The sequence below is a fragment of the Clostridium lapidicellarium genome, assembly GCF_041224415.1.
Lineage (GTDB): Bacteria > Bacillota > Clostridia > Clostridiales > Clostridiaceae > Clostridium_B > Clostridium_B lapidicellarium.
The window spans coordinates 1-6086 of sequence record NZ_JBGFFE010000046.1 but is presented as its reverse complement, the minus strand read 5'-3'; the positions used below and the strand labels follow the sequence as shown (position 1 = coordinate 6086).

The window sequence follows — 6086 nt, the reverse complement described above, 5'->3', positions numbered from 1 at the left end:
GGGAAAGTCTGTAGCTTTTTAACCTACAGTAAATTGACACGATCAGTATATATTTATATAATGAATTGCATATGCTATAATTATAAATATGAAGGGGTGAGGCTTGTGGAGAAAAGGGATTTAGAACAAATAGCCGATTTGCTGGATACAAAATTAGATAAGAAGTTAGAACCTATTAAATCCCAGGTAGATGAAAATACGCGAATATTAAAAGCATTGGTACATAGTTCCGAAGTATCCAAAGCAAAGATGGATAAAATGAGTATTGACATATCACATATACAAGGAGACATAGAACATATTGAGAAAAATATATCGAATGTAGATGAAAATATAAATGTTATTAAATCTATGCTAGGGCACCATGAAGTGGATATAGGAGTGCTGAAAAATAAGATGATATATAAAAAGTAGAGGCTTAACGGCCTTTATTTTTTTATAGACAATATTAAAAAGTAACGTTCATTTCAATATTATCTGTTCTGCTCCACCATTTTAAGTCTTATCTTAATTTCCTTTTAACAGTTAGTTTATAATACATTAAAAGTAGTGTGTCACACTAGGGGTATATGAAAAATTATATTAATTTTTAAAGGAAGGTAATTTGTATTATGTACAGGATAGCAGTGGCAGGTACAGGTTATGTGGGACTTGTGGCGGGAGTCTGCTTTGCAGAAGTCGGCCATCAGGTTACCTGTGTGGATATTGATGAAGATAAAATAAGAACGATGGAGCAGGGTATTTCTCCGATTTATGAAGCCGATTTGGAAGAATTGATGAGAAAAAATTATGCAGAGGGCAGGCTCAATTACACGACGGATTACAGATCAGCTTATAGAGATGCGGATGCTATTTTTATTGGTGTTGGAACTCCTGAACAGCCGGATGGTTCTGCAGATCTTGCACATATAGCCACAGCTGCGAGGCAAATAGCTGAAACTGTGGAAAAAGATTGTCTTGTGGTGGTGAAATCCACTGTACCTGTTGGCACCAACGACAAGGTGGAACAGTTCATAAAAGATTTTCTGCCCCGTGACGGTGAAATCTGTACTGGAAATGGTGCGGGCTGCGGCAGGAAAATAAAAGTGGAGGTGGCCTCCAATCCTGAATTCCTGGCACAGGGCTCCGCAGTTCACGATACCCTCCATTCGGCCAGAATTGTAATAGGTACTGAAAGCAGTTGGGCAGAGAAAATACTTGTGGGTATCTACAGGCCATTTAATCTTCCAATAGTGTCTGTGAGTAGGCGGTCTGCCGAAATGATAAAGTATGCGTCAAATGATTTTTTAGCCCTTAAGATATCCTATATGAATGATATCGCCAATCTCTGCGAGAGGGTGGGTGCCGATATTAGGGACGTGGCCAGGGGAATGAGTTTTGACGAGCGTATTGGCAGAAAATTTTTGAATGCAGGCATAGGCTACGGTGGTTCATGCTTTCCCAAAGATACAAAAGCCCTCGAGTACCTGGCAAGGCAGAACGGATATGAGCTTAGGACTGTCAGGGCGGCCATCGATGTGAACAGGAATCAGAAGACCATGTTGTATAAAAAGGCCTGCAGGCGTCTCATTACCTTCAGCGGGCTCAAAGTGGCAGTCCTCGGGCTCACCTTTAAACCCGGCACTGATGATTTGAGGGAGGCGCCTTCCCTTGACAATGTGCCCCTGCTTTTAAGTCACGGGGCACAGGTCTGTGCTTACGATCCTGCAGGAATGGAAAACTTTAAAAGAAAATTTCCCGAAGGTAGAATTGGACAGGGGTCCATAAGGTACGTGAAAAATGCCGGAGAAGCTTTGCTTGATGCCAATGTATGTTTTATTTTTACTGAATGGAGCGAGATCAAGGCAGTCAGGCCGAAAACTTATAAGAAACTTATGAAAACTCCTCTGGTGTATGACGGGAGAAATTTATACGATGTTGGGGAAATGAAAAAGGCGGTAGTGGAGTACCATTCCATTGGGAGGCCGTGCACTGAAACTTCAGGTTCAATTTTTGAAATTGCGGCGGCAGAGAGCTGATTGTGTATTGAAATTTACAGATATTTTAAGTGGGGGGACGTTGAATTGGGATATAGGTTGTTGGATACGGATAAAACATATCTTGTTACGGGAGCTGCAGGTTTTATCGGATTTTATCTGTCCAGAAAGCTGCTTGAAAAAGACTGCCGTGTAATTGGGATTGACAATATGAATGATTACTATGATGTAGATCTTAAATATGCCAGGCTGGGTGAACTTGAACTTTTTGACAAGTTTACTTTTGCCAGGGGAGATATTTCAGACAAGTTTCTGGTTATGAAGGTTTTTAAAGAATATAAGCCCCGTATAGTCGTAAACTTGGCTGCCCAGGCTGGAGTAAGATATTCCATGGAAAATCCCGATATATATATACGGAACAATATTATGGGGTTTTTTAACATACTTGAAGGGTGCAGACATAATCCCGTAGATCATCTTGTATATGCATCTTCAAGTTCCGTTTACGGTTCCGGCAAAAAGGTGCCTTTTGAAGAATCTGATTTTGTGGACAGCCCATTGTCCCTATATGCAGCTTCCAAAAGATCCAATGAACTTATGGCCTACGCTTACAGCCATCTGTACGGGATTCCTTCTACAGGTCTCAGATTTTTTACAGTTTACGGGCCCATGGGAAGACCTGATATGGTATATTTCAGATTTGCAGATGAATATTTTGCAGGAGAGCCTGTCAGGATATTCAACAACGGAGGTTTTGAATATGATCTGTACAGGGATTTTACGTATATAGATGATACCGTAGAGGGAATTTTGAGGCTTTTAAACAATCCACCTGGAAGTGAGGAATACAGCAGGATTTTCAATATAGGCAGCGGCAGACCCGAAAAGTTGATGGTATTTGTAGATAATCTGGAGAGAGCCTTGAGCAGTGCACTGGGTAAAAAAGTGGTGTTCCGTAAAATTTTTGAGCCCATGAAACCGGAGGATGTGCCTGTGACATACGCTTCCACCGATATGCTTCAAAAAGCTGTGGGTTTCAAGCCCTCCACTACAATAGAAGAGGGACTGCAGAAATTTGCCGACTGGTACGTGAAATACAATAAAATTGTATAATGTTGTCATTTTACTCATAACACTGAAAAATATGCTTCTGAGTGTTACAATATAACTGTTGATCTAGGATTTTATAGGCAGGAGGAGATTGCAGTGGATTACGAAGGTATTGTATACAGACCTCCCAGTGAGGCGGGGAGTTTTATAATTCAGGTTATTATAGGCTGTGCACACAACAGGTGTACTTTTTGTGATATGTACAAGAAAAAGAAATTCAGAATGAGAAGTATGGAGGAAATATACGCAGATTTAAAAGAAGCGAGAGAAGTATACGGACATGTTGACAGAATATTTTTGGCAGATGGAGATGCACTTGTACTTCCAATGGACAAGCTGAGAGGTATATTGCTTAAAATAAAATCACTTTTCCCGGAATGCAGCAGAATTTCATCCTACGCCGCTTCGGGAGACGTGCTTGCAAAATCCCAGGACAATATGAGTGAATTAAAGACCCTGGGGCTTAAAATGCTGTACATGGGTGTGGAAAGCGGAAGTGATGAAATATTGAAAAAGATAAAAAAAGGAGCTGATTCCAGGCAGATAATAGAGGCAGGCAAAAAGATCAGAAACAGCGGGATAAAACTTTCGACTACTTTTATTTCCGGAATAGGCGGAAAGAAAAATTGGGAACAAAATGCAGTGGAATCGGCAAAAGTTATAAATTCCATGAAGCCTGACTATGTCGGCCTTCTGACTCTCATGGTTGAGGATGGAACGGAGCTGTCGAAAGATGTGGAAAGTGGGAAGTTTGAACTCTTAAATCCCAGAGAAGTCATGCTGGAAACCAGGGAGCTCATTAAGGATATCGACATAGACAATTGCATTTTTAGAAGCAACCACGCCTCCAACTATGTGGCTTTAGGCGGTACCCTCTCTCAGGACAGGCAAAAGCTGCTTGATATAATTGACAAAATTTTAAAAGGCAATTACGGATATAAGTCTGAGGAATTCAGAATGCTTTGATTGCATTTAATCTTTATACAAGCTTTTTGGTCTAATTAAGTTCAATATGGTAATATGTATATAAATAATAGAGTTGTAGAACTAGAGAAGATTATGCTACACAAGAATGAGAATATAATAACAGGAAGGGGCATCAAGGAATTTTTTAAAGATATAAAGGGGGCAGCAGGGCGATTATTTCATATTGTAGAAAAGAAAATGAACTTATACTGGAAAATTTAAATGAAGTTGATAAAAGGGATGAAATATTCAATTGCATCAAAAATTCTTCTGAGGCATATAGTAAAATAGTACAGTTGTCAGAATTTAATTTTGATGATGAAAAGTGGAGCCAGATTTATGAGCTTGCAAAAGACTTTGCAGTTGTCCCTGATTTTGACAATATTTTATCCAAAAATATCATAAGAGACATGAATTTATTTGATTACCAGGTGAGAACAGTTAAAGAAGTACTTAAAAAATTTAGAGGTCGGGCGCTCCTTTGCGACGAAGTTGGGCTTGGGAAAACTATAGAAGCCTGTACTGTCATGATGGAATATATTATAAGAGGATTTGCAAGGAGAATATTGATACTTGTCCCGCCATCTCTTGTGAATCAGTGGAGTGATGAATTGAGAAGAAAGTTCAATCAGAATTTTATAACCAGCGATGATCCTAGATTTAAAGATATGGGAGATGAAGCACATCACCTGAAGAACAGAAAAACTGTTGCCTGGAATTTTGTCAAATCAGGGGAATTGATGGAGCCTAAAAACATTGAAAAATTGAGAGCATTGGTGTCTGATGTAATGGTTAGAAATAAGAGAAGCGATGTAAATATAAAATTTACTAAAAGATACGCCGAGACTATAGTATTTACAAAATATAAGACTACAGTTAAATTTCTGGAAAAATTATTGAAACAGAATGGATATAAAACTGCCGTATTTTATGGAGGAATGACAAGAAGAGAAAAGGACGGTCAAATTGAAAACTTTAGAAATGAATCCCAGATCCTTTTAAGCACTGAAACCGGATATTCACTTATATATGTGGTCATACCCTATGAGCGCAAGGATATATTTGGAAAAACCGAACTGAAGCTGTGTTTTGACAGCGATTTTTCCAAAAACTTAACAGAATATTTTATGATGTCAAACCCCAATATGATTATCCTGTGAATTGTGACGTGAATTTTTTGGAAGGTTTTAAAAAGCAGTAGAGCAGATAAAAATTGTCGGCAGTTCCAGAATGGGCAATTTTAAAAATATATCAGCTGAAAGTAAGGAAGTAAAGAGAATTGACAGATATTATGCATCGTTGAAGGCAGAAGCTGAAAAAAGGATGAAGAGAAAAAATCTGAGTGAGGGTAAGGTAAATGAATATAAACATAAAATAAATCTATATGATGTTGAAAAAAATAGGCAGATTAATGAAATTAAAGAGAGATGCAGCGTGAAATTGGAAATCATTTTCCAGAATACAGTGGTTTATGCAGTACCAATCATATATTTCAAATATAAATCGATTTACAAAAATAAATTGGAAAACGAGCTTGGAGAGTGCTGTTTCAACAAAATAACCGGGCAGATTGTAGGAATTGGCCCATCACATAAAAGTAAAAAAAACATAAGGAGGATGAATGAATAAAATATGAGGGCGTACCTGGATTTGTGTAAATCAAATCCAGGTACGCCATTTTTATGTATGGGAAACTGGTAATAGTGGAAATAATAAGTATAAATAATTTTTGAAAGGAGACTCATCATGAATGTATTAGAAATACCAGATATTGATTTAAAAAAAGAATTAAAGAAATGTAACAGTATGGAAGACTTAGTGGGTAAAAATGGACTTATGCAAAGATTATTTGGAGGCATAATACAGCAGTTTTTAGAAGCAGAAATGGAAGAACACCTGGGAAGAGAAAAGTATGTAAGATTATCTGATGAAAATAAAGATTGTAGAAATGGGTATAGTCCCAAAAATATTAGAACTAGTTTTGGACCAGTTAAAGTAAATGTACCAAGAGATAGAAAATCTGAATTTGAGCCT

At 37.9% G+C, this 6086-nt stretch carries 7 protein-coding genes; all 7 read left to right on the top strand.

Translation table 11 applies throughout. The features are described from left to right. The coding region (locus AB8S09_RS15635; RefSeq protein ID WP_369869534.1) for a hypothetical protein at nt 1-414 on the top strand (414 nt) is incomplete at its 5' end. Nucleotides 415-611: 197 nt separating this feature from the next. Further along, complete coding sequence (locus tag AB8S09_RS15630; RefSeq protein ID WP_369869532.1) at nt 612-2018, top strand: UDP-glucose dehydrogenase family protein; 1407 nt, start codon at nt 612-614, stop codon at nt 2016-2018. 45 nt (nt 2019-2063) lie between these two features. After that, nucleotides 2064-3089 carry an NAD-dependent epimerase/dehydratase family protein gene (locus tag AB8S09_RS15625; RefSeq protein ID WP_369869530.1) on the top strand — a complete coding sequence of 342 codons (1026 nt, stop codon included), beginning with the start codon at nt 2064-2066 and terminating at the stop codon, nt 3087-3089. Between the two features lie 93 nt (nt 3090-3182). After that, a complete protein-coding gene (locus AB8S09_RS15620; RefSeq protein ID WP_369869529.1) occupies nt 3183-4052 on the top strand; it encodes a radical SAM protein in 870 nt (289 codons plus the stop codon). Nucleotides 4053-4348: 296 nt separating this feature from the next. Next, a complete protein-coding gene (locus AB8S09_RS15615; RefSeq protein WP_369869528.1) occupies nt 4349-5212 on the top strand; it encodes an SNF2-related protein in 864 nt (287 codons plus the stop codon). A gap of 70 nt (nt 5213-5282) precedes the next feature. Further along, nucleotides 5283-5681, top strand: a complete 399-nt coding sequence (locus AB8S09_RS15610; protein ID WP_369869526.1) for a hypothetical protein — start codon at nt 5283-5285, stop codon at nt 5679-5681. A 117-nt stretch (nt 5682-5798) separates the two neighbouring features. Continuing rightward, nucleotides 5799-6086, top strand: a 288-nt coding sequence (locus AB8S09_RS15605) for a transposase (protein ID WP_369869525.1), incomplete at its 3' end; no start/stop codon positions are given.